The 23,524-nt window shown below is 66.5% G+C and carries 22 protein-coding genes and 2 pseudogenes; 20 read left to right on the forward strand and 4 right to left on the reverse strand.

Annotated elements, in window-relative coordinates:
* From QZX79_RS16675 to QZX79_RS16700, 6 genes are all read left to right on the forward strand, one after another.
* On the forward strand, positions 1-663 hold a 663-nt coding region (locus QZX79_RS16675), incomplete at its 5' end, for a GMC family oxidoreductase (protein WP_294570045.1).
* Positions 660-1,358: a hypothetical protein gene (locus tag QZX79_RS16680; protein WP_294570047.1), complete on the forward strand. Its 699-nt coding sequence runs from the start codon at positions 660-662 to the stop codon at positions 1,356-1,358. The genes QZX79_RS16675 and QZX79_RS16680, both read left to right, overlap by 4 nt.
* Entirely contained in the window at positions 1,355-2,773 is a 1,419-nt protein-coding gene (locus tag QZX79_RS16685) for a metallophosphoesterase (RefSeq protein ID WP_294570049.1), read from the forward strand. Before QZX79_RS16680 ends, QZX79_RS16685 begins: the two co-directional genes overlap by 4 nt.
* Positions 2,774-3,069: 296 nt before the next feature.
* Positions 3,070-3,288: an SDR family oxidoreductase gene (locus tag QZX79_RS16690; RefSeq protein WP_294570088.1), complete on the forward strand. Its 219-nt coding sequence runs from the start codon at positions 3,070-3,072 to the stop codon at positions 3,286-3,288.
* Entirely contained in the window at positions 3,285-3,749 is a 465-nt protein-coding gene (locus QZX79_RS16695) for a metal-sulfur cluster assembly factor (protein ID WP_294570051.1), read from the forward strand. The genes QZX79_RS16690 and QZX79_RS16695 overlap by 4 nt, the downstream gene beginning before the upstream one ends.
* A gap of 1,135 nt (positions 3,750-4,884) precedes the next feature.
* The gene (locus tag QZX79_RS16700) at positions 4,885-5,574 is read left to right on the forward strand and encodes a GntR family transcriptional regulator (RefSeq protein ID WP_294570053.1); all 690 of its coding nucleotides are present in this window, start codon (positions 4,885-4,887) and stop codon (positions 5,572-5,574) included.
* A gap of 342 nt (positions 5,575-5,916) precedes the next feature.
* On the opposite strand, the pseudogene QZX79_RS16705 reads toward QZX79_RS16700, so the two are convergent.
* Positions 5,917-6,024: pseudogene (locus tag QZX79_RS16705) on the reverse strand (helix-turn-helix domain-containing protein); the annotation flags it as partial.
* Between the two features lie 22 nt (positions 6,025-6,046).
* On the opposite strand from QZX79_RS16705, the gene QZX79_RS16710 reads away from it, so the two are divergent.
* The 14 genes from QZX79_RS16710 (at position 6,047) to QZX79_RS16775 (ending at position 21,006) form a co-directional block, all read left to right on the forward strand.
* Positions 6,047-6,181 (forward strand): hypothetical protein, encoded by a 135-nt coding sequence (locus tag QZX79_RS16710; RefSeq protein ID WP_294570055.1) that lies wholly within the window; start codon positions 6,047-6,049, stop codon positions 6,179-6,181.
* 430 nt (positions 6,182-6,611) lie between these two features.
* Positions 6,612-7,589 carry a fumarylacetoacetate hydrolase family protein gene (locus QZX79_RS16715; protein WP_294570057.1) on the forward strand — a complete coding sequence of 326 codons (978 nt, stop codon included), beginning with the start codon at positions 6,612-6,614 and terminating at the stop codon, positions 7,587-7,589.
* Between the two features lie 36 nt (positions 7,590-7,625).
* The gene (locus QZX79_RS16720; protein WP_294570059.1) at positions 7,626-8,516 is read left to right on the forward strand and encodes a VOC family protein; all 891 of its coding nucleotides are present in this window, start codon (positions 7,626-7,628) and stop codon (positions 8,514-8,516) included.
* Entirely contained in the window at positions 8,509-9,330 is an 822-nt protein-coding gene (locus QZX79_RS16725) for an SDR family NAD(P)-dependent oxidoreductase (RefSeq protein WP_294570061.1), read from the forward strand. Before QZX79_RS16720 ends, QZX79_RS16725 begins: the two co-directional genes overlap by 8 nt.
* 19 nt (positions 9,331-9,349) lie before the next feature.
* Positions 9,350-10,654 carry a histidinol dehydrogenase gene (hisD, locus tag QZX79_RS16730; RefSeq protein WP_294570064.1) on the forward strand — a complete coding sequence of 435 codons (1,305 nt, stop codon included), beginning with the start codon at positions 9,350-9,352 and terminating at the stop codon, positions 10,652-10,654.
* Between the two features lie 23 nt (positions 10,655-10,677).
* Positions 10,678-11,355, forward strand: coding sequence for a creatininase family protein (locus QZX79_RS16735; protein ID WP_294570066.1), 678 nt, complete (start codon positions 10,678-10,680; stop codon positions 11,353-11,355).
* A 47-nt stretch (positions 11,356-11,402) separates the two neighbouring features.
* Entirely contained in the window at positions 11,403-13,076 is a 1,674-nt protein-coding gene (locus QZX79_RS16740) for a bifunctional 3-(3-hydroxy-phenyl)propionate/3-hydroxycinnamic acid hydroxylase (RefSeq protein WP_294570068.1), read from the forward strand.
* Entirely contained in the window at positions 13,073-14,179 is a 1,107-nt protein-coding gene (locus QZX79_RS16745) for a sugar ABC transporter substrate-binding protein (protein WP_294570070.1), read from the forward strand. Before QZX79_RS16740 ends, QZX79_RS16745 begins: the two co-directional genes overlap by 4 nt.
* Positions 14,179-15,717 (forward strand): sugar ABC transporter ATP-binding protein, encoded by a 1,539-nt coding sequence (locus tag QZX79_RS16750; protein ID WP_294570072.1) that lies wholly within the window; start codon positions 14,179-14,181, stop codon positions 15,715-15,717. Before QZX79_RS16745 ends, QZX79_RS16750 begins: the two co-directional genes overlap by 1 nt.
* Complete coding sequence (locus QZX79_RS16755) at positions 15,714-16,739, forward strand: ABC transporter permease (protein WP_294570074.1); 1,026 nt, start codon at positions 15,714-15,716, stop codon at positions 16,737-16,739. The genes QZX79_RS16750 and QZX79_RS16755 overlap by 4 nt, the downstream gene beginning before the upstream one ends.
* A 21-nt stretch (positions 16,740-16,760) precedes the next feature.
* The gene (locus QZX79_RS16760) at positions 16,761-18,086 is read left to right on the forward strand and encodes a cytochrome P450 (RefSeq protein WP_294570076.1); all 1,326 of its coding nucleotides are present in this window, start codon (positions 16,761-16,763) and stop codon (positions 18,084-18,086) included.
* A 256-nt stretch (positions 18,087-18,342) separates the two neighbouring features.
* Complete coding sequence (locus QZX79_RS16765) at positions 18,343-19,185, forward strand: helix-turn-helix domain-containing protein (protein ID WP_294570078.1); 843 nt, start codon at positions 18,343-18,345, stop codon at positions 19,183-19,185.
* Positions 19,186-19,335: 150 nt separating this feature from the next.
* A complete protein-coding gene (locus QZX79_RS16770; RefSeq protein ID WP_294570080.1) occupies positions 19,336-20,073 on the forward strand; it encodes an SDR family oxidoreductase in 738 nt (245 codons plus the stop codon).
* Positions 20,074-20,106: 33 nt separating this feature from the next.
* Positions 20,107-21,006, forward strand: a complete 900-nt coding sequence (locus QZX79_RS16775) for an SDR family oxidoreductase (RefSeq protein ID WP_294570082.1) — start codon at positions 20,107-20,109, stop codon at positions 21,004-21,006.
* A 606-nt stretch (positions 21,007-21,612) separates the two neighbouring features.
* Here the strand turns inward: QZX79_RS16775 and QZX79_RS18635 are convergent.
* From QZX79_RS18635 to QZX79_RS16785, 3 genes and pseudogenes are all read right to left on the reverse strand, one after another.
* Complete coding sequence (locus QZX79_RS18635; protein ID WP_366485101.1) at positions 21,613-21,720, reverse strand: hypothetical protein; 108 nt, start codon at positions 21,718-21,720, stop codon at positions 21,613-21,615.
* 58 nt (positions 21,721-21,778) lie between these two features.
* Positions 21,779-22,381: pseudogene (locus tag QZX79_RS18640) on the reverse strand (SDR family NAD(P)-dependent oxidoreductase); the annotation flags it as partial.
* On the reverse strand, positions 22,378-23,028 hold the full coding sequence (locus QZX79_RS16785; RefSeq protein WP_294570086.1) for an SDR family NAD(P)-dependent oxidoreductase: 651 nt from the start codon (positions 23,026-23,028) through the stop codon (positions 22,378-22,380). The pseudogene QZX79_RS18640 and the gene QZX79_RS16785, both read right to left, overlap by 4 nt.
* Positions 23,029-23,524: the final 496 nt, after the last annotated feature.

Consider the following 23,524-nt stretch of genomic DNA (forward strand, 5'->3'; position numbering starts at 1 on the left):
GTCAGGGGCGCGGACGAGGCCGAGGGGGGGGAGGGGCGGGGCTTCTACCTGGAGGACGCCGGCTTCCCCCAGCACCTGGCCTGGATGCTGCAGGTGTTCGGCCTCCCGGGGCCGCTCTGGCGCCTCGTCAAGCGACGTTTCTTGTGGGACTGGTTCGGGGAGAGCGCGGACCCCAACCTGAGCGCGGAGCTCTCGGACGTGCTCGGCAACACGGGGCTCTCCGCCGGGGTGCTCCCGCTGCTCGGCATGGGCCGGGACCTCCCGAACGGGCGCATGACGCTGCGCTCGGGCAGGCTCGACATAGACTGGAAGCACCGCAAGTCAGGCGCGCACTTCGACCGCGTCAGGGAGGCGTCGCGCAGGATGTCCGACGCCCTCGGGGCCAGGTTCGTGCACGACCCGCTCCACTTCCTCGGCCGCATCGTGACGGACCTGAACCGCCTGCTCACCGTCCACCCTTTAGGCGGCTGCCCGATGGGCCGCGACGGGAGGGAGGGCGTGGTCGATTCCTACGGCGAGGTCTTCGGCTACCCAGGCCTCTACGTGGCCGACGGCGCGGTGATGCCGGGTCCGGTCGGCGCCAACCCGAGCCTGACCATCGCGGCCCTCGCGGACCGCTTCGCCGACGGGATCCTGCAAAATAGAGACACTTCGACCGGATGAACCGGCGGACGGGAAACCCCACCGGCGTGCGCTTCACCGAGGAGATGAGGGGCCACGTCTCGTTCGGGGAGCGGGACCACGAACGCGGCGCCCGGGAGGGGCGCGCGTCGGGGACGCGCCTCATGTTCCACCTCACCATCGAGGTCGAGGACCTGGACCGCTTCGCCGCGGACGACCGTCGCGCGGCGACCGCCCGGGGCTGGGTGAGGTGCGAGGCCCTCGGCGGCCGGCTGCCGGTGGAGAGGGGCGACTTCAACCTCCTCGTCGACGAGGACGGTCCGGGTCGGAAGCGCATGCTCTACAGGCTCTTTTTCCGGGACGGCGTCGGGCACCCCCTCACGCTCTCCGGCACCAAGTTCGTCGGGGCGGGCTCCGGCTCCCGCCCCTGGCGCGACACGACGACCCTTTACGTCCGGGTGTCGCGGGGTCACGTGGAGGAAGACGACCCGGCGACGGAGCCGGTCGCCTCGGGCATCTTGCGTCTCTGGCCTTGGGACTTCGCGAGGCAGCTCGCCACCTTCCGGGCCGGCGGGGACTCGCTGGCGGCCCGCGTCGCCGCCGTCGGCCGCTTCGACGCCCTCTTTCTGGGGGGGCTCTGGCAGGTCTACGGCAGGCGCTTCATTGGAACCCGAAACCGCGCTGCGCACGCCCTGGCGAACGCGCGGCGGAAGCTCGAACGATGGAAGCCGCGATGAGGGACGCTAACGGGCCCACGCCCGGCACGAGGACGCTGCGGGACGGCACGCTGGTGGTCTTCGTGTCGGACACCCACATCGGCGGCGATGAGGGCCAGGATTATTTCGAATCGCCGGAAGACCTGGCGGCCCTCTTCGCGGAGCTCGCCGGCCACGCCGGCCCCGTGGAGCTGGTGCTCGCCGGGGACTTCTTCGACTTCCTCAAGATCGGCGACGTGCCCCCCGGGGAGAACCGGGCCTCGGCGACGATCTCGCGCCCCGGGTACCGGGAGCTCTTCTCCGCGCTGCGCCATTTCGCCGGCGGCGACGACCGCCGGGTCGTGTACCTGCCGGGCAACCACGACGCCGAAGCGTGGTGGAACCCGGAGATCCGGCGTACGTTGCGCGAGGATGGGCTCGTCCACGAGTTCGCCCTCTCCTACGCCGCCCGTTTCGAGTCCGCCCCCGAAAGCCTCGTCTACTGCGAGCACGGCAACCAGTTCGATCCGGCCAACACCATAACGGACTACGAGGACCCTCTGGACACGCCTTTCGGGGACCACATCGTCACCGACGTGGTGCGCAGGATCTCGCCGGTGGGACGCATCGGCAGGGACCTCCACCTGCGGGACATAGGCATGGTCTACCCGCTGGCGACGATCCCCCAGTGGGTGGCCGGGCGCGTCTTCTACGACCTGCTCGGCCGGGTGGCGCGTTACCTGCTGCTGCCGCTGCTCGTCGGGTACGCCTCGTACAGGACGGTCGCGTACGGGATCGCCGTCTCGCCCGACGGAGACCAGGCCGTTTCCTTCTGGGACAGCTCCGCCGCGCTGCCGGGGCTGCAGAGCCTGTTCGGGGAGATCGCCTGGGACGCGCTGCTCCTCGTCACCGTGCTCGTCCTCTTCTTCCTCGCGGTCCGCCGTGCGGCGAGCCGGGCCATCTCGTCCGTGGCCTCCACCGTGCCCGGGGAACGGGCCACGGCGCAGGAGGCGGGCCCTGCCCCGGAGAGGATCGAAGCCCTCCTGCGTTCCGACGCGCGACCCCCGGCGGGGCGGGACGTCCGCGGCCGGGAGATGGACGTCTTCGTCTCGGGGCACACCCACGCCCCCTCGCTCTCAAGGCTCTCCAGGGAACCCGGGGACGACGCGGTCATCGTGAACTCCGGCTGCTGGCTGAGGCAACTCCGTCCCGTCCGGGCGCACCTCGGCCAGCCGCCCGTCTTCGTCCCGGAGTTCGTGCTGACCCACGCGCGGGTCTTTCTCGGCGATGACGGGGTTCGCGTCGAGCTGTGGGAGCATCTCAAGCCCGTGTCCCGGCGCCTGCGCTCAACCGAGCGGCTGGCGATCCTCGGCCGCCTGCCGGCGCAGCCCGCCGCGGGCACGAAGCCCCGGGTTTCGATGAGCGGAAGGCTGTCCGAAGAACGGGGAGCTTGCTGAGTGAGGCCCGGGAGCGTTCCTACGGCCGTTGCCGCGGAGAAACCACTCCCGAAGCCGGTCTTGGCCTCCGTCAGCGAGCGCTCCTCCTCGAGGGCGGCCATGTACTCCGTGTAGACGTCGGCCGAGGGCCTCCCGAGCCGCTCGGGCGAGTAGTGGCCCATCCCGTTGCGCCGGGCCCAGTCGCGCAGCTTCCGGTAGGGGTTACACACCCGGGCGGGTGTGCCGGGGCCTGGAGCGGCGGTTCGTCACGAAATGGGCGCTGATCCGGTGAGGAAGAAGGTACGGAACGGTGAAGGATACCGCGTGGTGTCCTCGATGGGCCGGTACGTCAACAGTACGTCGACCAGATGGTCGCCCCGAAGCGGATCAAGCGCCCCAAGGACGTGGCCGGCCCGGTGTCCTACCTCGCCTCGAAGGGCTCGGGCTACGCGACCGGTCGGTCCGTGATCATCGACGGGGGTATCCACCGTTCGAGGGGGCTGCCGTTTGGGACGAAGGGAGGAGTCGAGTGGTGAACGAAGCGACCGTACGGTCCGCGTTGAACGCCATAGTGGACCCGTGCAGCGCCACGGCGGGGATGCCGGCCGGGCTCGTGGACATGGGGCTGGTGCGTTCCCTCGAGGTGCGCGACGGCTCCGGCGGGGCGGTCGTCAGGGTCGGGATCGGGGTAACCGAGCCGGGTTGCCTCATGGGCGTTCCCTTCGCCAGGGAGGCGGAGAAGCGGCTGGGTGGGCTCCCCGGCATGGTAGGGGTCGAGGTGATCCTCGACCACGCCCACGACTGGGAGCCCCAGGACATGTCCCCCCAGTACCGAAAGAGGCACGAGGATCAGCGCGCCGTCCGTCGTCGGGCGCTGAGACTCCGCCTAGACACCAACGGTGGGGCCCAAAGCGGAGCGGGAACAGGCGGCGGACCGCAGGCAAGCGCAACGGACCGTGGGGCGGGGGGGGCGAAGGGGGATGGTCGTGGAGTGTGAAGAAAGCCCACGCGGAACCGCGAGGTGATGCGCGGGGACGTTCTTGCTCGCGGTGCTGGCGTACGGCGCCGCGGCGTGCGGATCGGACGCGGCCACCCGTGGGGATCGACGCCGATGATCACCTGCATGCCGCATGACCTCCTTTCAGCCGAGAGCACCGTCATCGTGGCGCGTGGAGGACAATCCGACTTTGGGTCTACGATTCACACCTCTGTTGAGTCACCCCACTCGCCGCGGGCACCGGCGGGACGCAAGCCGAGAACAAGCCAGCCCATCGTACGGGCGACAGGAAGTTCGCGAGCGATCCCTAAAACCGGTACCCTAGAAGCTTAGTGGCTGCAGACCACCAAGCTCCTAGCTGGAGTTAAACAAGTCGGAAGTTCAGATCCAGAAAGCTGCATGAAAAGCGACATAATCGACCGATAAATGGGGTTTCGAGGCCCTCGGTGGGGGAGGTTCGACCACAAGATGTAGTGGGCCTGAATAAGGATGCGCAATGACGAATCCAAAGGGACGTTTTCCGAAGAGGGCGCAGACGTCTATAAAGTGCTCCTGGGAGCCCGCCCTCTCCTTGAGACGGGCGTCCGCCCACTTAGCGGAGAACGCTTGCGGGGTCATCCGGGGCGTGCCGAGGGAGATCTTTCGCTCCATGCCTTCCGACCTCAATAGTCCGTGAATATGCCGAGCCTGCGCGAGGACAGCTCGCCGTGCCTGTGGACGGCGACGTAGCGCACCTCTGGGGTGAGGTCGAACAGGGCGTCCACCAACCGGTTCATATCTTCCTCCTCCGTGGCACCACCCGCAAGGCAATAGTACCCTCGCCGCTCGACAGCCTACGCTGGCTGCCGGTTCCTTGATCTCTCGGAGGCAACCATCGTAAGCCTACTCTTGACGTCCCCTTCGCGTAGCCTTATAGTCTGTATACAAATGAATGGATTGCATACAGAGACGACCCTATGGTTCTCGTGCCTGAGATGCGGTGCCGGTAGCTAGAGGGCAGTGGGTTTTAAGAGGGATCGGCGGGGTGCGGGCGGCCCGCGCCTTCATACGGAGTTGACTTACGACAAGTAGAAGTGGTGTTGCTTGGGAAGGAGAAGCAACGACAGGGCGTATTGAACCTCAGAATGTCGACGCTGTGCACGACCGTATCCGCAGGGCAATTCTACGAGGTGAGTTGCCGCCGGCGGCCGTAGTCTCCCAGGTCCAGTTGGCTCGTGACCTTGGAGTTAGCCGCACACCGCTGCGCGAGGCGTTACGCATGCTACAGCGCGAGGGGCTGATTGAGTCCGAGCACAACCGGCGGGTGCGGGTGGCGGGTTTCTCTCTGTCCGACCTCGAGCAGCTTTATATCATGCGCGTCACGCTCGAGTCCACGGCCATCCGACTGACTATCCCGCGGCTTTCCCCCGAAGACATCGCCTCTCTTGAGGGCGAACTCGCGCAGATGACACACTTTGACGAGCAAGACGATTTCGAGCGCTGGGAGGTTCCGCATCGTGCCTTCCATAGCCTACTTGTCGGAGGCGCGGGTGACCGCGTGAGCATCACATTGTCGCAACTTTCGGATCATGCAGAGCGATACCGCAGGCTCCACGCCACACGGGTACCCGAGGTTAAGCTGCGCGTGGCCTACGAGCACCGCCTCATCGTCGATGCGGCCAAAGCCCACAACGCCGAAACGGGCGCGAGACGCCTCGGCGCGCACCTAGCGCAGACCGCCTTCGAGGTGATGGAGTTCATTGACTCATCCTACAAGCCCGAGGCGCTCCGCGAGACCCTCGAGCATCTCGTCGGTCCTGATGAGCCATTTGGAAGTTCGGTGTGACACCATCGGCGCGCGTTCGTCTCCGTCAGTGGGGCGGTCTTGAGCCACGGCAGGTCGCTCCTTTTTTGGAACGAGATCGTAAGGTACGTATCGCGCTACCGGGGGACTTCCCGTCGGACGCCCCCGGGCGCTTCAGCCGGCCGATGACCTCTACCGACGACGGCCACGATAGCTTCTCCGGACTCTCCGCGACGGATGCCGAAGAGCTGTACACGATGCGAGTGGTGCTAGAGGCGACAGCGATGCGTTCGTCGATACCGCCTCGAAACCACGGAAGTCACCGCGCTCGAAAACCTGGCAGTCTCAACGGGTCAACGCACCACCGGGTGAGGACACGCTAGCTCAGGTGCCGGCTCGTTGGATGGCGCGGTAGACGGTGGAGCGGGCGACGCCGAAGAGCTCGGCGATCTCGGTGGTGGTGTGGGTGCCGGCCTGGTGCAGTGCGACCATTTGTAGCCTAATGTGACCAGTAGTGCCCGGGAGATCCAACCCGCGGCTCCAGGACCCGACCAAGCTCGGCACGGACACCGAAATCACCGGCGCCGCCCAGCACTCCAAGTACCGTTGGGCGAGTAGGCACAAGCCGTTCAAGTACATGCTCAACTAAAGGCTTCCCCTTCGCACATAGATGCATAACCTCCCTGGCAATCGTCCACCCGGAGAGAACAAGGCCTTTATTAGATTCGGCGTCCGACCCGAATAATGTTGTCATATCCCAAGTTCTAAGCGGGTTTAAAAGGGTCTCTGCCAAGCGGCCTTAGTAAAAATCAATCCAAGCGCTATTGACACAGAGCTTATTACTGCATACAGTTATATGTACTGCGCACAGATAACTCGTCTGTGACGGAAAGGGGAAAGGTGCCGCAGACCCATAAATGTACGGAGACTTGCTGTAGGTCACGCTGGGATTGCCAGCCATCCGTGGTCCGGCCATACCAATGCGGTTCCAGGGAGCAGGTCCATCTGCTCCGTGCTTCGCATACTACACACGCGCTTTTGGTAGGCGGAGTGCGCAAGCTGACGGTAAGGAGGTCGTCGTGAGGTTGGTCACATACGAGGCGGAGGGGAGACTCAGGCCCGGAATCTGGGTTGGAGGTTCGGTGGTCGACGCGTACGCGGCGGGGCGCGAGGCCGGTATTTGGTCCGACGATAACCACGACGGTTCGCCCGAAGATTTACTCTCTAGTCGGCGAGTGCTGGGCCTCGATAAGGAACGGCTGCGGACGCTGGAGGCCGCGGCCGATGGACTGGTTTCGCGTGGTGCCGACGGTGCATCCGGGGTGTTCGCTGCGGAGGATGTTGTTCTGGGACCTCCCGTACCCGACCCCGAGAAGATCATCTGCCTGGGGCTCAACTACAAGGAGCACGCCGCGGAGGCTTCCTTGGAGGCGCCGGCGGCGCCTATGCTGTTCGCGAAGTTCCGCAACTCGCTCGTAGGGCAAGGGGCACCCATAGTGCTGCCGCGGGCCAGCGAGAAGGTCGACTACGAAGGAGAATTGGCGGTGGTGATCGGCCGTAGGTGCAAGGAAGTTGCCCAGGATGACGCGCTAGATTACGTCGCCGGCTACATGCCCTTCAACGACGTGAGCGCGCGCGACCTGCAGCTCCAGACGAGTCAGTGGATGGCGGGAAAGGCCATAGACACGTTCGCACCCTGTGGCCCGGCACTGGTATCAGCCGACGAGATCGAGGACGTGCAGGCCCTGGAGCTCCGTACCCGGGTCAACGGCGAGACGGTTCAGCGGACGAACACCTCGATGATGATTTTCTCTGTGCGGGAGACCATTGCTTTCATCAGCAAGCTCATGACGCTCGAGCCCGGGGACATCATAGCTACCGGAACTCCTTCCGGCGTGGGCTTCAAGCGCAACCCTCCGCTGCTCCTGGGTGAGGGGGACATCGTCGAAGTCGAAATCGAGGGCCTCGGAGTCTTGCACAACCCGGTTGTGGGACCCGATGGGCTTCGCGGGGGGGCTGAGTCGCAGTCGGCAAATGTAGAACAGAAGCAGGCGTAGGGAGCGGAGGGGCGGCGAGCAATGGCTGGAGGAGCGATGGTGCACCGGATCGGACACGTAGGAATCAGGGTTTCAGACCTCGAACGCTCGGTGAGGCACGCCGAGGAGATCATGGGCCTGCGCGAGGTAGAGCGGGTTGATGGCTCGTCGTATCTGACCTGCAACGAGCGCCACCATGAGCTGGTCCTCGTTCAAGGCGAGCAGGTTGCTTGCGACCACCTGGCCTTCGAGGTGAGGAACGACGAAGATTTGCGGACAGCGCGCGAGGCGGTTCTCAAGGAGGAGGACGTCACGATCGTGAGCGAGGAGCCGGAGGAACCAGGGTTAGATGGCGCCCTGCGATTCGTCGGCCCCGGCGGCTTCCTCTTCGAGCTCTTCCACGGGATGGCCGCGGACGAGCCTCCCCACTACAACACTATCGGGGCGCGCCCGCGCAAGTTCGAGCACATCACCCTCAAGGTCTCGGACAAGGAAAGGATGGAGGGGTTTTTCCAGAAGGTTTTGGGGTTCAGACTCTCCGACCGCTCTGGGGACTCTATCTCCTGGCTCAGGTGCTCTCCCGAGCATCATGGGGTGAGCCTCATTCGCGATGAGAAGGACCAGCTCCAGCACTACGCCTGGCAGATCGAGGACTTTTCCTCCATCGCGCGCACCGGCGACCACTTGATGCGCAACAACAAGACGTTCCTGTGGGGTCCGGGCCATCACGGCATCGGCGACAACTACTTCTGCTACTTCCTGGACGACGATGGGGTGATCGTCGAGTACTCCGCCAACATTATGAGGGTGGAGAATGAGGACGCCTACGTGCCCCGAACGTGGCCGGACGAGCCGCTCTCGGTGAACAGGTGGGGCAACCCGCCTCCGCCGGAGGAGTTCGTGAACGGCGGCACCGACCTGACCCGCGCCCGGATAAGCCATGGGTGAGAGACTCTCGACGCGGTCGGAGATCTCAGACGCTGGGCCGACGGCCGAGACGCGGCGTCCAAAGACGCCGTCCCTGCGCCTCGACGGGCGGGTGGCGGCCGTTACCGGGGCAGGCGGGGGCTTGGGACGAGGCTATGCCCTGGCGCTGGCCGAGGCAGGCGCGGACGTGGTCCTCCTGGGCCGGGGCTCCGGCAGGATCGAGCAGGTAGCCGAGCAGATCGAGGACCTGAATCGCCGGGCGTGGCGGGTGGTTTGCGATGTCACCGATACCCGGCAAGTGGAGACGGCCATCGGCTCGTTGGAAAGGCTCGACGTCCTCGTCAACAACGCCGGGACGAACGTACCGGAGCCTTTCCTGGAGGTCTCCGAGGAGAACCTCGACAAAATGCTCGCGCTGAACGTGAAGGGTGCCTTTCTCGTAGCCCAGGCCGCCGCCAGGAAGATAATCGAACGCGGCGAGGGTGGGTCCATTATCAACGTCACCTCCCAGATGGGACACGTGGGAGCCGCAAGGCGTACGGTGTACGTAACCACCAAGCATGCCCTCGAAGGGCTCACGAAGGCCATGGCCGTGGAGCTGGCGCCGTATGGCATCAGGGTCAATTGCCTGGCACCGACGTTCGTGGAGACACCGATGACGCGACCGTTTTTCGAGGACGAGGAATTCAAGAAGGACACGCTCTCGCGCATTCCGCTGGGCAGATTGGCCCAGATCGAGGACGTGATGGGCGCGGCGGTTTTTCTGGCCTCGCCGGCAGCCGCGATGGTCACCGGTACCAGCCTTCTGGTCGACGGCGGCTGGACGGCTCAATAACGAGTATAGGAGGAAGAGCATGGAGTACCTGAAGAGAGCCGAGCCCGTAGGTGAGCAAGTCACGCAGGGGATCAAGGACACCGTCAGCAAGATACTGCTCGACGTGGAGAAGGAGGGACTGGCTGCTATACGGCGTTACTCCGAGCAGCTCGACGGCTGGAATCCCGAGTCGTTCGTGGTGGGCGAGGAGGAGATCAAGAAGGCCGCCGACTCGGTGGACGATGAGCTCAAGGGGCATATCGAGTTCGCCAAAGAGCAGGTCGAGAACTTCGCCAGGCTACAGAAGGCGACGCTCGTCAACTTCGAGAAGGAGACGTTGCCCGGAGTGGTCCTCGGGCAGAAGCAGATCCCGGTGAACGCCGTTGGCTCGTATACGCCGAGCGGGCTCTACCCGATGTTTGCCTCGTCCATCATGACCGTGTCCGTCCCGAAGGTCGCGGGGGTGAGCAGGGTCGTCGCGGCAGCGGCCCCCCGCAAGGACGAAAACGGCAAACCTTACGGCATCTACGAGCCGATGCTCTACACGATGGCGACCTCGGGGGCGGATCAGATCCTGTGCCTCGGGGGAGTACAGGCCCTGGCGGCGGTCTCCTTCGGCTACGAGGAAGTCGAGCCGGTGGACATGATCGTGGGAGCCGGCAACGCCTACGTCGCCGAGGCCAAGCGCCAGCTCTTCGGGACCGTAGGTATTGACCTCCTCGCAGGCCCGACCGAGATCGCCATAATCGCCGACGACTCCGCCGATCCCCACCTCCTTGCCGCCGATCTCCTCGGCCAGGCCGAGCATGGTCCCACCTCGCCCGCGGTCCTCATCACATCCTCGCGCGAGGTGGCCGAGGAAACCTTGAGGGAGGTGGATAGGTGGATAGAAGGCGACTGGCCCACAAAAGAGATCGCGGGAAAGGCCTGGCGCGACCTGGGCGAGGTCATCGTATGTGAGGACGACGAAGAGATGGTGCGCGTCTCTGACGAGGTCGCAACCGAGCACCTGGAGATTCAGACCAGGGACCCCGGTTGGTTCCTCGATCATCTCACCAACTACGGCTCCCTCTTCCTGAGCGAGCACTCGACCGTGGCCTACTCGGACAAGGCCATAGGCACCAACCACGTACTGCCGACGAATAAGACCTCCCGCTACACGGGCGGCTTGTGGGTCGGGAAGTTCACCAAGACCGTTACCTACCAGAAGGTCACGGCGGAGGGTACGGATCAAGTGGCGCCGTCAGCCGGCGCGATCGCCGAGGGCGAGCTCATGCTCGGCCACGCCCTGACCTGCCGCATCCGCGAGGAGCGGACCGGACGGCCGACGGGGGGCGGGCGCTAGTGAGGCTCTGGGACACCAACTGGATGCAAGTCGAGGATTACCTGCGGCGCGACGATCGTGTGCTGGCGCCGCTCGGCTCCACCGAGCAGCACGGCTACCTTTCCCTCGGCGTGGACGCCATCCTGGCGGAGCGTGCCAGCGTCGAGGCGGCCGAACCCGAAGGCGTGCCGGTGCTGCCGGCGTTGCCTTTCGGCCTGACCCCGACCTTCACGGCCTACCCCGGCACCATCAACCTGAGGGTTTCGACGTACGCCGCGCTGGTCCGGGACCTGCTGGACTCGCTTAGCAACCAGGGGTTCCGTCGCATCATGCTTGTAAACGGCCACGGCGGCAACACGCCCGCGTCCGCGGTCGCGAGCGAATGGGTAGGAGAGCACCCTGATACCCAGGTGCTCTTCCACAATTGGCTGATCGACCCGGCGATCTGGGGCCTGGCGCAGAGCATCGACGAGGTCAGTCACTCCTCGTGGGTTGAAAACTTCGAGGCCGTGCGCCTGCCCGGCGTCGAGGTACCCGAGGGGCGCAAGCCTCTGGTGGACCCGGACGCGCTGAGGAGATCCAATCCCGAGCAGGTGCGAGACCTCATGGGCGACGGGCCCGGGGGAGGCCCGTACCGGCGCAGCGACGAGGATACGCAGAAGGTCTGGTCCGAAGCGGTCGCCCTGATGCGGGAGCGACTGGTGTCGGGCTGGAGAGAGTAAACGAAGCAGGCGGTCCCGCGGATCGCCAGGGAGAGGAGAAAATACAGATGGACGAGATCCACGACGTCGTTCAGATCGGTATGGGCTCCGTCGGGCTGACGATGGCCGCCGTGATGGGACAGACGGACCACAGTATCGCGGTGGTGGAGAAGCACGAGAACCTCTACGGGCTGCCGCGAGCCGGCCACATCGACCACGAGATCATGCGGATACTCCAGTCTCTGGAATGCCACGGGCCCGTTCTCGAGGATTCCTATCCGACGCTCGAGTACGTGTGGGTGAACGCCGACGGCGAGACGCTGCTCGAGTTCGACTGGGGGGCCAAGGGCATCTCCGGCTGGCATTCGGACTACATGCAGTACTCGCCCGTACTCGAAGACGCGCTGGCGGAGCGCATGCGGGGAGACCCCAACGTCGACATCTTTCAGGGGTGGGCGGCCGTCGAGCTCCGAGAGCACGACGACCACGTCGAGGTTGTTATCAAGAAGACCGAGCGGGTACCCGGCGTCGCCGCCCCCGTCGTTACCGACGAGGCCAGGACGCTGCGTGGCCGCTACGTGGTCGCCGCCGACGGAGCCAATAGTGCGGTTCGCCGCTGGCTCGACATCGAACGGGAGGACCTGGGATTCAATCAGAAGTGGCTCGTCGTCGACGCGCGTAAGAAGCGCGACCTGCACTTCGAGTTCGATTGCGGCCAGATCTGCGACCCGAGGCGGCCGACCACTATCCTTCCGCTGGGCGAGCGGCACCGGCGGTGGGAGTGGGCGCTCCTGCCGGGCGAGACCGTCGAGGAGTTCGAACGTCCCGAGGTGGCGTGGCGGCTTCTGGGCGACCTCGGCGTTACCCCCGACGACGTGGAGTTCGTGCGCCAGCTCGTCTACACGTTCGAGGCGCGCATCGCCCAGGAGTGGAAGCGTGGACGCGTCTTCCTCATGGGCGACGCGGCGCACACGATGCCGCCGTTCATGGGCCAGGGGATGGCCTCGGGCATGCGCGACGCGAAGAACCTGGCCTGGAAACTCGACCTCGTGCTGCGCGGGTTGGCGCCCGCTGAGTTCCTGAACACCTACCAGCAAGAGCGGCGCCCGCATACCTACGACTGGACGGTCATTTCGCTCGAAGCCGGGAAGATCCCGGGAACCTTGGACCCCGAGGCCGCCAGGGAGCGCGACGAGCGCTTCCGCGCCGGCTGGCGTCCGCCCATGCCCGATTTCCCGCAGCTCGTGGGCGGGATCATGGCGCGGGATCTCGTCGGCCAGCCGGCCGCGCCCGCGGGCGAGCTGGGCTTGCAGGGACGGGTCGAGCGTGACGGCGAGGCGGGCCTCTTCGACGATCTGTTCGGAGCGGGCGACCAGTGGCAGGTCATCAGCGCGGTTGGCCACCCGCGAAGCGTGCTAAGCGACGCCCAAATCGATTTCCTGGAGAGTGTCGGGACCACGTTCGCCCACGTAGCATCCGGCGTCGAGGGCGATGCAATCGACGTTGACGGCCAGTATGCGGCCTACTTCGCCGAACGCGGCATCGAGGTCGTGGTCAACCGCCCGGACTTTTACGTGTTCGGCGGGGCTTCGCTGGAAGAGTTGCCGGCGCTCGTCGACGAGCTCGTCCGCCAGCTGACCGTGGAATCCGCCGATCAGATCAGCCCAGTTGGGCTCTCGGAGCCCGAGTCACCGGGCGACAGCAACCTGGGCAGACCACCGAAGGAGATGAGGACGAGATGAGTGTATCGATGCGTCGAGTCGGCATCGTCGTACTTCTCGCTATGGCCGTGCTCGGCGTGGCGGCGTGTGGCGGCGGTTCCGGGGGTGGTGATTCCGGTGGCGGCTCCGGCACGGTGCCCGCCGCGGTATCGCAGAGGGTGGAAAACGCCAAGTCACCCGTCAAGAACTGGCCCGGCCCAACCGAGAGCATAAAGGCGCCCACCAGCAAGAAGATCGTCGCTATTACCTGCAGCTCGCAGGGCTACGGCTGCGTTCAGGGTGGCATCGGCGTGCAGCAGGCCGGCGAGGCGCTCGGCTGGGACGTCACGGTCGTCGACGGCAAGGGTGACCCAGGAGTCTGGAACAGTTCCATCCAGCAGGCCATCGTGACCAAGGCGGACGGCATCGTGTTGCTGGCGATCAACCCGCAGCTGGTGCAGGGCGCGCTGGATAAGGCAAAGACCGCGGACATCCCCGTGATCTCGACCTTCATCCCGAAGCTCCCGGGTCCGACCGTGGACGGTTACGTCTCCACCGATCACGTGGAGGGCGGGAAGATCCTGGCCGATTGGATCATCGAGGACTCGGGCGGCGACGCGAGCGTCCTCATGCTCAACGAGAAGGCGTTCCCGGAACTTGTGCAACGCAACGAGGCGCTGGTCAAGGAGCTCAAGGACCAGTGTCCCAACTGCGAAGTCGCCGACACGGTCCAGTTGAGCATCGGGACGATGGGCCAGGAACTCGCGCCTGCCGTGACCTCCGCGCTGCAGCGGAATCCGAACATCACCCACGTCGTGGCACCGTTCGATTCCAGCGGCATCCTCGCCGGCCAGGGTATCCGCCAGGCCGGCAAGACCGGGCAGGTCAAGCTGGTCAGCGCGGAGGGTGACCCCAACGGCATCCGAGCCGTCCAAAGCGGCGAGCAGGCCGTGGACCTGGCTACCGTCCCACCTTGGGGCGGCTGGGCGGCATCTGACCTCTTGGCGCGTCAGTTCGCCGGCGAGCCCGTCGACAGCGAGGTCCTACCGCAGCGCCTGTTCGACGAGTCCAACGTGCCGTCGGGCGAGGGCTGGGACGGGGACGTCGATTACGAGGCCGAGTTCAAGAAACTTTGGGGCCGCTAATGGAGGATCCCGTCCTCGAGATCCGTGGGCTGGGCAAGCACTTCGGCGGGCATACGGCGCTCGCCGATGTGGACTTCACCCTTCGGCGCGGAGAGATCCACGCCCTGCTCGGTGAGAACGGAGCGGGGAAATCTACGCTCATCAAAATCTTGGCGGGGGCGATTCAGCGCGACACCGGCGATATCCTCGTCGCCGGCGAGGAGGTGGCGCGCCGAGCCTCGCCGGCCGACGTGGCGAGGCTCGGGCTGGCTTTCGTGCATCAGGACCTTGGTCTCGTCGATCAGCTCAGCGTCGCGGAGAATCTCGCTTTGGAGGTGGGCTACGAGCGGCATCACGGGCTCATCTCGTTTCGCGAAACCGAACGTCGGGCCGCCCGGCTGCTGGCAGACGTTGGGACCGCCGTATCTACGCAGGCTCTGGTCGGCGATCTGTCCCAGGACGAGAAGGTCATGGTGGCCGTCACGCGCGCCGTGTCCCGCGGCGCGCGAATCATCGTGCTCGACGAGGTCAGCGCGAGCCTTCCGGCGCCCGAGTTCGACCGTCTCGCGGACTCTCTGCGGGTGGCCCAGGAGAGGGGTGTCGGCTACGTCTACGTCACCCACCGCCTCGAAGAGGTATTCGAGCTCGCCGACCGGGTGACGGTGCTGCGTGACGGGCGGCGAGTGGCCACGGCGCCGGTGGCAGAGACTAGCCACGACGAGGTTGTGGAGTGGATCCTGGGCGGTGCACTCGCGCCGCCGGGTGCCGTCGACAAAACCAGCGCACACGGCCAGAGGCCGGTGCGTCTGCAGGTACGCGATCTACTCAGCGCCGGTCTCGCCGGGCCGATCAGCTTCGAGGTTGCCGCTGGAGAGATCCTTGGGATCTGCGGTCTCATCGGCAGTGGCACCCGAGAGGTCGCCCGCCTGCTGGGCGGCGCGGCGAAGCCCGACCGGGGCACGGCACGGCTGGACGGCAAACCTCTTCCGCTCGGGGAGCCGCACCGCCTCGTGGGCATGGGGGTTTCCTACGTGCCCGGCAGCCGCCTCGAGGGGGCGGTCCCCGAGATGGCCATCCGCGAGAACTTTTTCCTGTCGCGACGGCAGGGGCCGGATACCGATGACCCGTTCGTGCGGGTTCCGTGGCGCGAGCGGGTCTCCGCGACCCGACTCGCAGAAAAGTACGATGTTCGTCCCCGCGGCGCGGTCGAGAGGCCGCTGGCCGCGTTGAGCGGCGGCAACCAGCAGAAGGTGATCTTCGGCCGGGCGCTCCGCGCCAAGCCCAGGCTACTGGTCCTCGACGACCCGACCGCGGGCGTCGATGTCGGCTCCCGCTTGGAACTTCACGGGTTCCTGCGCGAAACCCTCGACAGCGGCACCTCGATCGTTCTGGCCTCTACCGACTTCGCGGAGGTCGCAAGCCAGGCCGATCGGGTGCTGGTCATGCGCCACGGGCGCGTCGAGGCCGAGTTGCCGCGCGACCAGCTTACCCCTGACGGGCTCGCCCGGGCGAGCTACGGCACACCCGACCAAAACGCGTCGAAGGAGGATCAAACGTGAGCCCCACGTCAACCGAATCGCAGGCACCGGCGAATTCCGAGGACGCCGACCAGGTACGCGGTGGGCTCGGGCACGTCGTGCGTTCCGTTATGTACAAGTACGCGCTCGTCGCCGTGCTCTTGGCCGTCATCGGTTTGTTTTCGACCGTCAACCCCGACGTCTTCCCGACCTTCGCCAATGCCCAGACGATCGCGTCCACGCAATCCACGATCGCCCTGCTGGCTCTTGCGGCGATGCTGCCGCTGATCGTTGGCCACATCGACATATCGATCGGCTTTCAGTTCGGGCTCGCCCAGGGCCTGTGCGCCTATTTGATCGTCAACATGGGGACGTCTGCCATTCTCGCCGTGGGGGCCGTGCTCGCGGTCGGACTCCTGGTCGGTCTGCTCAACGGCGTCCTGGTGGCGAAGGTCAAGCTCGACTCGTTTATCGTGACGCTCGCCGTCGGGATCCTCGTCCTCGGCGCCACTCAATGGTTGACCGGGGACGTGACGATCTCCGGCCAGATGCCCGCGTGGTTCCTGTCGCTTGGGCGCGCTAACGTGGCGGGCATCCCGCTGCCCTTCATATACGTCGTTCTGGCCTGCGCGGCCCTGTGGCTGACGCTCGAGTACACGGCGTGGGGACGCTCGTGCTACGCGACCGGCGGCAACCCCCGCGCCGCGTTGCTCGCCGGGGTGCGAACCGAGCGCGTTACCATCCAGGCCTTCCTGCTGGCCGGACTGCTGTCAGCGATATCCGGGTGCCTCTCGGTCATGATCCTGGGCGCATCCTCGCCGACCATCGGCCTGGGGGCGCTGCTGCCGGCGTTCGCGGGGGCCTTTCTGGGCGCGACGTCGATCCGCCCCGGCCGCTACAACGCGATCGGGACCCTGATCGCGGTCTACCTCGTGGCTGTCGGGATCACCGGCCTCCAGCAGCTCGGAGCGGCCTCCTACGTCCAGCAACTCTTCAACGGCGGCGCGCTCCTGATCGCCGTCGCCCTCGCACGCTTCGCCGCGACTCGCCGGTCGGGTACTTGAGCGGCACGAGAGGAGATAAACATGGCAACCGTTAACACCGAAGGGAACGGCCCGGGGCATGTGGGAGCCGACGCGGGGCCACGGTGCCCGCATCTCGACGGCTATGCTCCGTTATCGCCCGGGCAGTTGGCCAACCCCTACCCGATGTGGGCCCACGCCAGGGCCACCGCCCCCGTCTTCTACGACGAGCGCCTTGGCATGTGGTCGGTGACCCGGTACCAGGACGTCGTGGGCGTCCTCCGCGACCCCGAGACGTTCTCGTCGGCCGAGGCCTTCGCGCTGCGGCAGCCCAGGCTGCCCGAGGAACTGGCGACGCGGATACCGCCGGGCTTCTGGCGTCCCCGGATGCTCGTGGCCCACGACCCGCCCGAGCACACGAAGCTCCGCAGGTTGGCCCAGAAGGCCTTCACGCGCGAACGGGTCGCGGCGCTCGAGCCGTTTATCCGCTCCACCTGCCACCAGCTCGTCGACCGCTTCCCCGAACGCGGGGAGGTCGACCTCATGGTCGCATACGCCAACGCCCTCCCTCTAAAGGTGATCACGTCCATCCTCGGCTTCGAGGCCGACGAGGGACCGGACCTGCGCCAGTGGACCGAGGACTTCCTCGTGATGGCTACCCCCGCGAGGGACGGGGAGGACGATGACGTGGCAGACGCACAGATCGTCGGGCGCATCGAGCGCATGGTGGCGATGACCGAGCGCTGCGCGGCGCTGGTCGAGGAGCGGCGCCAGGCGCCCCGCGACGACGTGATCTCAGCGCTCGTCCAGGCGGCCGACACGGGCGACGTGCAGGTGGCCCCGTACGACTTGGTTACGCTGGCGCTGGAGCTCGTCATCGCGGGCAACGACACGACCGCCAACCTTATCTCGCACATGGTCCACTACCTTCTCGAGGACCGCCCACTCTGGGAGCAGTTGCTCGCGGACCGGACGCTCGTGCCCGCGGCGGTCGAGGAGACGCTCCGCCGTCGTGGTTCTAGTAAAGGCCTGTTCCGTCGCGCGACCGCCGACGTAACGATCGGCGAGGCGCAGGTCCGGAGCGGCGACATCTTGCACGTGCTATTCGCCTCGGCCAACCACGACGAGGCGCTCTTTACCGACCCCGAGCGCTTCGACCTCTACCGGGAGAAAGTCGGCGAACACGTGGGCTTCGGCCGCTTCAGGCACTCCTGCCTCGGCGCCCCGCTCGCGCGGCTGGAAGGCCGAGTGGCGCTGGAGGTTCTGTTGGAGCGGATCCCGGGGCTGGAGCCGGTCCCCGAGCAGCACCTCGAGTACGCGCCGACGCTGACGACGCAGACGCTGCTGCACTACCGAGTCTCGGTGCCTCGTTTCCGGGAAACACCCTGACCCGGATCGGGCGCATCATCATCTCTGGCTCGACCCGGCCGCCGAACGTGACGAGCGCAGGATCTCAGCGCGGGAAGTCCTCGGTGGCGACAGCTTGTTGCGTCCTTTGAGGCAGCGAAACAAATCTCCTGCCCGTCGGTACGTCAGGAAAGTGTCGAGAGGTAAAATACGACTTCTTCGATTCGAGAGCCATCATATGATAGACACGATCCGAGCACACAGGGAAGATACCACTCGCGCGCGGGTGCTGGCGCGGATGGAGGGCAACCCGGATCCCCCGATCCTGGCGAGCAGGTCACTGGGCTGGAACGGCCTGATCGCGGAGAGGTTCCGGCACGCGCCGACCGAGCACCACTTCCCGGCCCTTCCCGAGAACACGGTCTCCCTGTACCTGGGGCAGCCCGTGCGGTCGGTGAGGTGGTCGGGCGGCGGGATGCACGAGGGGATCACGAAAAAAGGCGACGTCACGGTGAAGGCCTCTGGGCAGCCCGTCGGCTGGCACTTCGACAAGGACGTGGACCTGCTCGTGATGCGCTTCGGCCCCGCTTTCCTCGCTCACGTGGCCGAGGAGAACGGGCTGGACGCCGACGCGGTCGAGCTTCGACCCAGCCTGGATCGGCGCGACGACGCAGTGAAGCACATAGGCCTCGCGATGCTCGCCGAGATGGAGGCGGGTGGCGCCGGCGGCAGGGTCTACGGCGACGCCCTGGCGACCGCGCTCGCCACGCACCTGCTGCGGAACCACGGCGCCTCCCCGCAGGCCGCGCCAGACGGGAGGGGAGGGCTGCCCAGAAGCGCGCTCCGGCGCGTGACCGATTTCGTGAACGACAACCTCTCGATGGATCTCGGGCTCTCCGAGATGGCCGGGGTCGCCAACCTGAGCCGCTACCACTTCTCCAGGCAGTTCAAGCGCTCGACCGGCCTCACGCCGCACCAGTACGTGATCGGGCGCAGGGTAAAGCGGGCGAGGGAGCTGCTCTCGAAGACCGACCTCTCCGTGGGCGACGTCGCGAGCGTGGTCGGCTTTACCCACCAGAGCCACCTCGCCCACCACGTCAGGCGCCAATTCGGCGTCGCCCCTTCTGCCCTCCGCGGGTAGGCGCATCCCCCAGAGCCGTCCCGAACGGTCCGAAACCATGCCAAAGAGCAAGAATCTGCTCAACGACGGCAATTTCGTGACCGCCGCCGCGTCCTTCGAGCCGGATACTCACGGCAGGCATCTGGTCCCCTACGAAAGGACGGAAACATCGTGGACAACACACCCACCCGCGTCGCGCTTGTCACCGGAGGCTCCGGCGGCATCGGCCGCGATACTTCGGAACGGCTCGCCCGGGACGGCATGGCCGTCGTCGTGCACTACGCTGGCAATCAAGCCCGGGCCGACGAGACAGTCGAGGCCATAACCACCGCCGGTGGCCGGGCGATGACCGTCGGCGGCGACGTCGCGGACGAGCGGGACATGGCGGAGGCCTTCGACGCCGTCGAGCAAAACTTCGGCGGGGTCGACGTCGTAGTGAACACCGCCGGCATCATGATCCTCGCTCCCCTGGCCGAATTCGACCTCGCGGACCTCGATAGCACGATCCGCACCAACCTCCGCGGCACGTTCGTGGTCAACCAGCTGGCGGCACAGCGGGTCCGGAGCGGTGGTGCGATCATCAATTTCTCCTCGTCGGTCGTGAAGCTGTCTCTGCCCACCTACGCGCCCTACGCCGCCACCAAAGGCGCCGTCGAAGCGGTCAGCCTGATCCTCGCCCGCGAGCTTCGGGGTCGCGACATCACGGTCAACGCCGTCGCCCCCGGGCCAACCGCGACCCCCCTGTTTTTGGACGGCAAGGACGAGGAGACCGTCGATAACATGGCCAAGATGGCGCCGCTGGAACGCCTCGGCACGCCGGAGGACGTGGCCGAAGCCGTCGCGTTCCTCGCGGGTCCTGCCCGCTGGGTCAACGGCCAGGTCGTCTACGCCAACGGCGGCATCGCATAGAACGCCCGATAGATAGAACGAAGGAGACGAATCATGAGCAGCAAAGTCATCGTTATCAGCGGGGCCGGCAGCGGGTTCGGGGCGCTCAGCGCCCGCGCCCTGGCGGCCGGCGGCAACACCGTCTACGCCGGCATCCGCGAGACGGCCGGCCGCAACGCGGGCCGGGTCGCCGAGGCCAAAGAGTATGCCGAGGAGCACGGCGTGGACCTGCGCACTGTCGAGCTCGATGTGTCGTCGCAAGACTCCGTCGACGCCGGCGTCGCGGAGATCATCGAGGAGGCGGGCCGGTTGGACGTGGTCATCCACAACGCCGGCCACATGGTCAACGGGCCGACCGAGGCGTTCACGCCAGAGGAGATCTCGCGCGTCTACGACACCAACGTCCTCTCGACCCAGCGCCTGAACCGCGCCGCGCTACCCCACCTGCGAAAGCAGGGCCACGGCCTTCTGCTGTGGGTCGGGAGCACCAGCACCAGGGGCGGCACCCCGCCCTACCTCGCCCCGTACTTCGCGGCCAAGGCGGCGATGGATTCCCTCGCTGTCAGCTACGCCGCCGAGTTGGCCCGGTTCGGCATCGAGACGACCATCGTCGTCCCTGGCTCGTTCACCAGCGGGACGGAGCACTTCGCCAATGCCGGCCGGCCGGCCGACGAGGAGCGGGCGGCGGAGTACGACGCGCTCTACGGTGGGATGCTGGAGTCCGTGGCCCAGAGGCTCGCCGAACAGGCCCCGGAAGGCGCCGACGCGACGCAGGTCTCCGACGAGATCGCGCGCATCGTCGCCCTGCCGGACGGGACGCGGCCGTTCCGCAGCCACGTCGACCCGGCCGACGACGGAGCCGAGGTGGTGAGCGCGGTGGCCGACCGCATCCGCGCCGAGTTCCTCGCCCGCATCGGCCTGGGGGACCTCCTGCACCCGACCGTAACAAAATAGCCACCGGTGGGGCCGGAACTAGTGTCTCGGCCCCGACGAGGCCCAGAGCTCGGGTCCGTGCCAGGAGCCGCAAACTGAGGCCATTCGCCAACTGCTTGGAGTCCACGTTCTCCGAACCTCGCATTCAGAATGGTGGATGAAGGGCCCTCACCGTAATGACAGGGGCGGTTTTGGGGCTTCTCGTCTGAGGTCGACGACACAAGATGTAGCGCTGGTGGATAATGGTGTACGATCCCGAATGAAATCCCGCGGTTGGACCGGGCGTCGGTGGCGTTCGGGCGTACTTCCCGGTCGCTACTTTGCGGCGGGTGACACCGACCCGAGCTCTGGGCCTCGTCGGGGCGGCTCGGCAACCGTACGCACCCCCATTCTCATAACCGGAATCTTCGCCCAGAGTGCGGGGTGGGTCGAGGGTGTTGGACTCCATTTACACAAGCTATTCTTCAGCAGCCCTTATCACTTTCCACGCACTCGGCTGAACGGAACAAGGGGAAGGGCCGGGGCTGCTACGTCCCGGCCCCCGTCTGCTGCGTACCGCTACCCGTTGGGAGGGCTCGCTTCCGCCACCGACGCCGGGTCGGCAAGGTCGACCGACGCGCGTGGCGATCAGCCGCTCCCGCCGTTGTTGGCCAGGATGACCTGGCCGTTGATCCAGCCGGCTTCGGCAGAGGCGAGGAACGCGGCGATGGCGCCGATGTCGGAGGGACGCCCCAATCGTCCCGTCCGGTGCGCCTTTTACGAGATCGCCCGACGGGTCGAGGAAGCCGGCGTCTATGGGGCCGGCCATGATCGAGTTGGCCGTGATCCCTCGGGGACCGAGCTCGTTGGCGAGGACGCCGATGGTCGTGTTGGCCCCGGCCTTCGACGTGGCGTACGCGCCGTAACCGGCGGGGGCGAACTGCACCGAGCTGGAGCTGATGTTGATGATCCGGCCGCCGTCGCGGACCGTCCGGGCGGCCTGGCGCAGGACGTAGAACGTCGCCCGCGTGTTGGACGACAGGAGCCGCTCGAAGTCCTTGTCGGAGATGTCGGCGACGGGCGCCGGGGCCGTCGTCGCCCCGGCGTTTGCGACCACGATGTCGATGCCGCCCAGCGCAGCCCGGGTCTCGGCGAAGAGCGCCGCGACGTTGCGGCCGTCGGCGAGGTCCCCGCCGTTCGCGATCGCCTCAGCGCCGCGCCCACGGAGGGCGGCGACCGCGGCGTCGGCTTCGTCGCGTCTGCTGCGGAAATGGACGACGACGCTCGCGCCGTCGTCCGACAACGATTCGACGATCGCCCGCCCGATGCTGCGGGGCGCGCCCGTCACGAGGGCCACCTTTCCGTGCAACCGTCCGGGGCCCTGCTGCGCGGTATCTGGCGCCGTCGTGTCGGTCACGACCGCGAACCTCGGGCCGCGTCCTGCCCTATCCGGGTGCCGGTATTCGCCGTCGTCCCTGCCGCGCTTTCTCTCCCCGTCCCTTGGCGGGAGGTGAGGCCCAGGTTCCTGGCGACGATGCGGTCGAACATACTGTCGCCCAGCAGGCCCGACATGACCGCCAACAGCTTCGCGTCGCGCCCGACGCGGTAGCGTGCGCGCGGCTTGCGCGCCTCGATGGCGTCGGAGATCACCCTCGCCACACCGGGCGGCTGGATGCCGCTGCTCCTCCGTTCCTCCGCCTGATCGCGTACGGCGGCGACGAGGTCGTCGTAGCGCGCTTGCTGGTCGGGGGTCATGGTGGCCGCCATCTCGTCCACGGTCGCCATCGTCTTGTTCCAGATCGGCGTGGCGATGTTGCCGGGCTCGATGACTATGACCCTGACCCCGAGCCGACCGACCTCGCGGCGGAGCGCGTCGCTGAAGCCCTCCAGCGCGAACTTCGCGGCGGCGTAGGCGCCAAGGGTCGGGAAGGCGACCCGTCCGCCGATCGAGGAGACGTTGACGAGGCGTCCGTCGCCGCCGGCGATCAGGGCGGGCAGCAGCGCCCGCACCACCGCGACGTGCCCGAAGAAGTTGACGTCGAAGTGGCGACGCCACTCGTCCATGGCCGACTTAGCTCGTAGGGCTACTCATGGTCCGGGATCGAGGGATTCGCTCCGCTCTCAAGCCGCCCGTCACGGACTCTCGGTCCTTACATGCGCCGGCCGGCGGCGCTGCTCTTATTCACCCTGGGGTCACGGTACCATTGATGCTGTTGGCGAACTCGTCGAAGACGCTTGAGGGAGGACAAAACCCGGTAGATCCAGGCGCAAGGCCGGCTCGAAGACGGTGTCCGGAAGTCTTATGCGGAATTCGCCAACAGTATCGCCATTCCGGGATGGTACCGCTACGCGATGCAGCTCTCCAAGGAACAGGCGAACTTCGCAAAATTGGCCTTCTTGGCAATTTGGTTGGCGTGACTTGTTCGGCCTGCACCTTGCCCAGCGCCGTACCGAAGTGCAAGTGGGCGCAAGTATCTACAAAAAGAAGCGCTGGTACAGGCGCAGATGAAGACGTCGGCCTGCAGGCGGCTTGCTACGCAGACTGGGCGAGTTCCTCGCT

Source organism: uncultured Arthrobacter sp., from assembly GCF_902805515.1.
GTDB lineage: Bacteria > Actinomycetota > Actinomycetes > Actinomycetales > Micrococcaceae > Arthrobacter_D.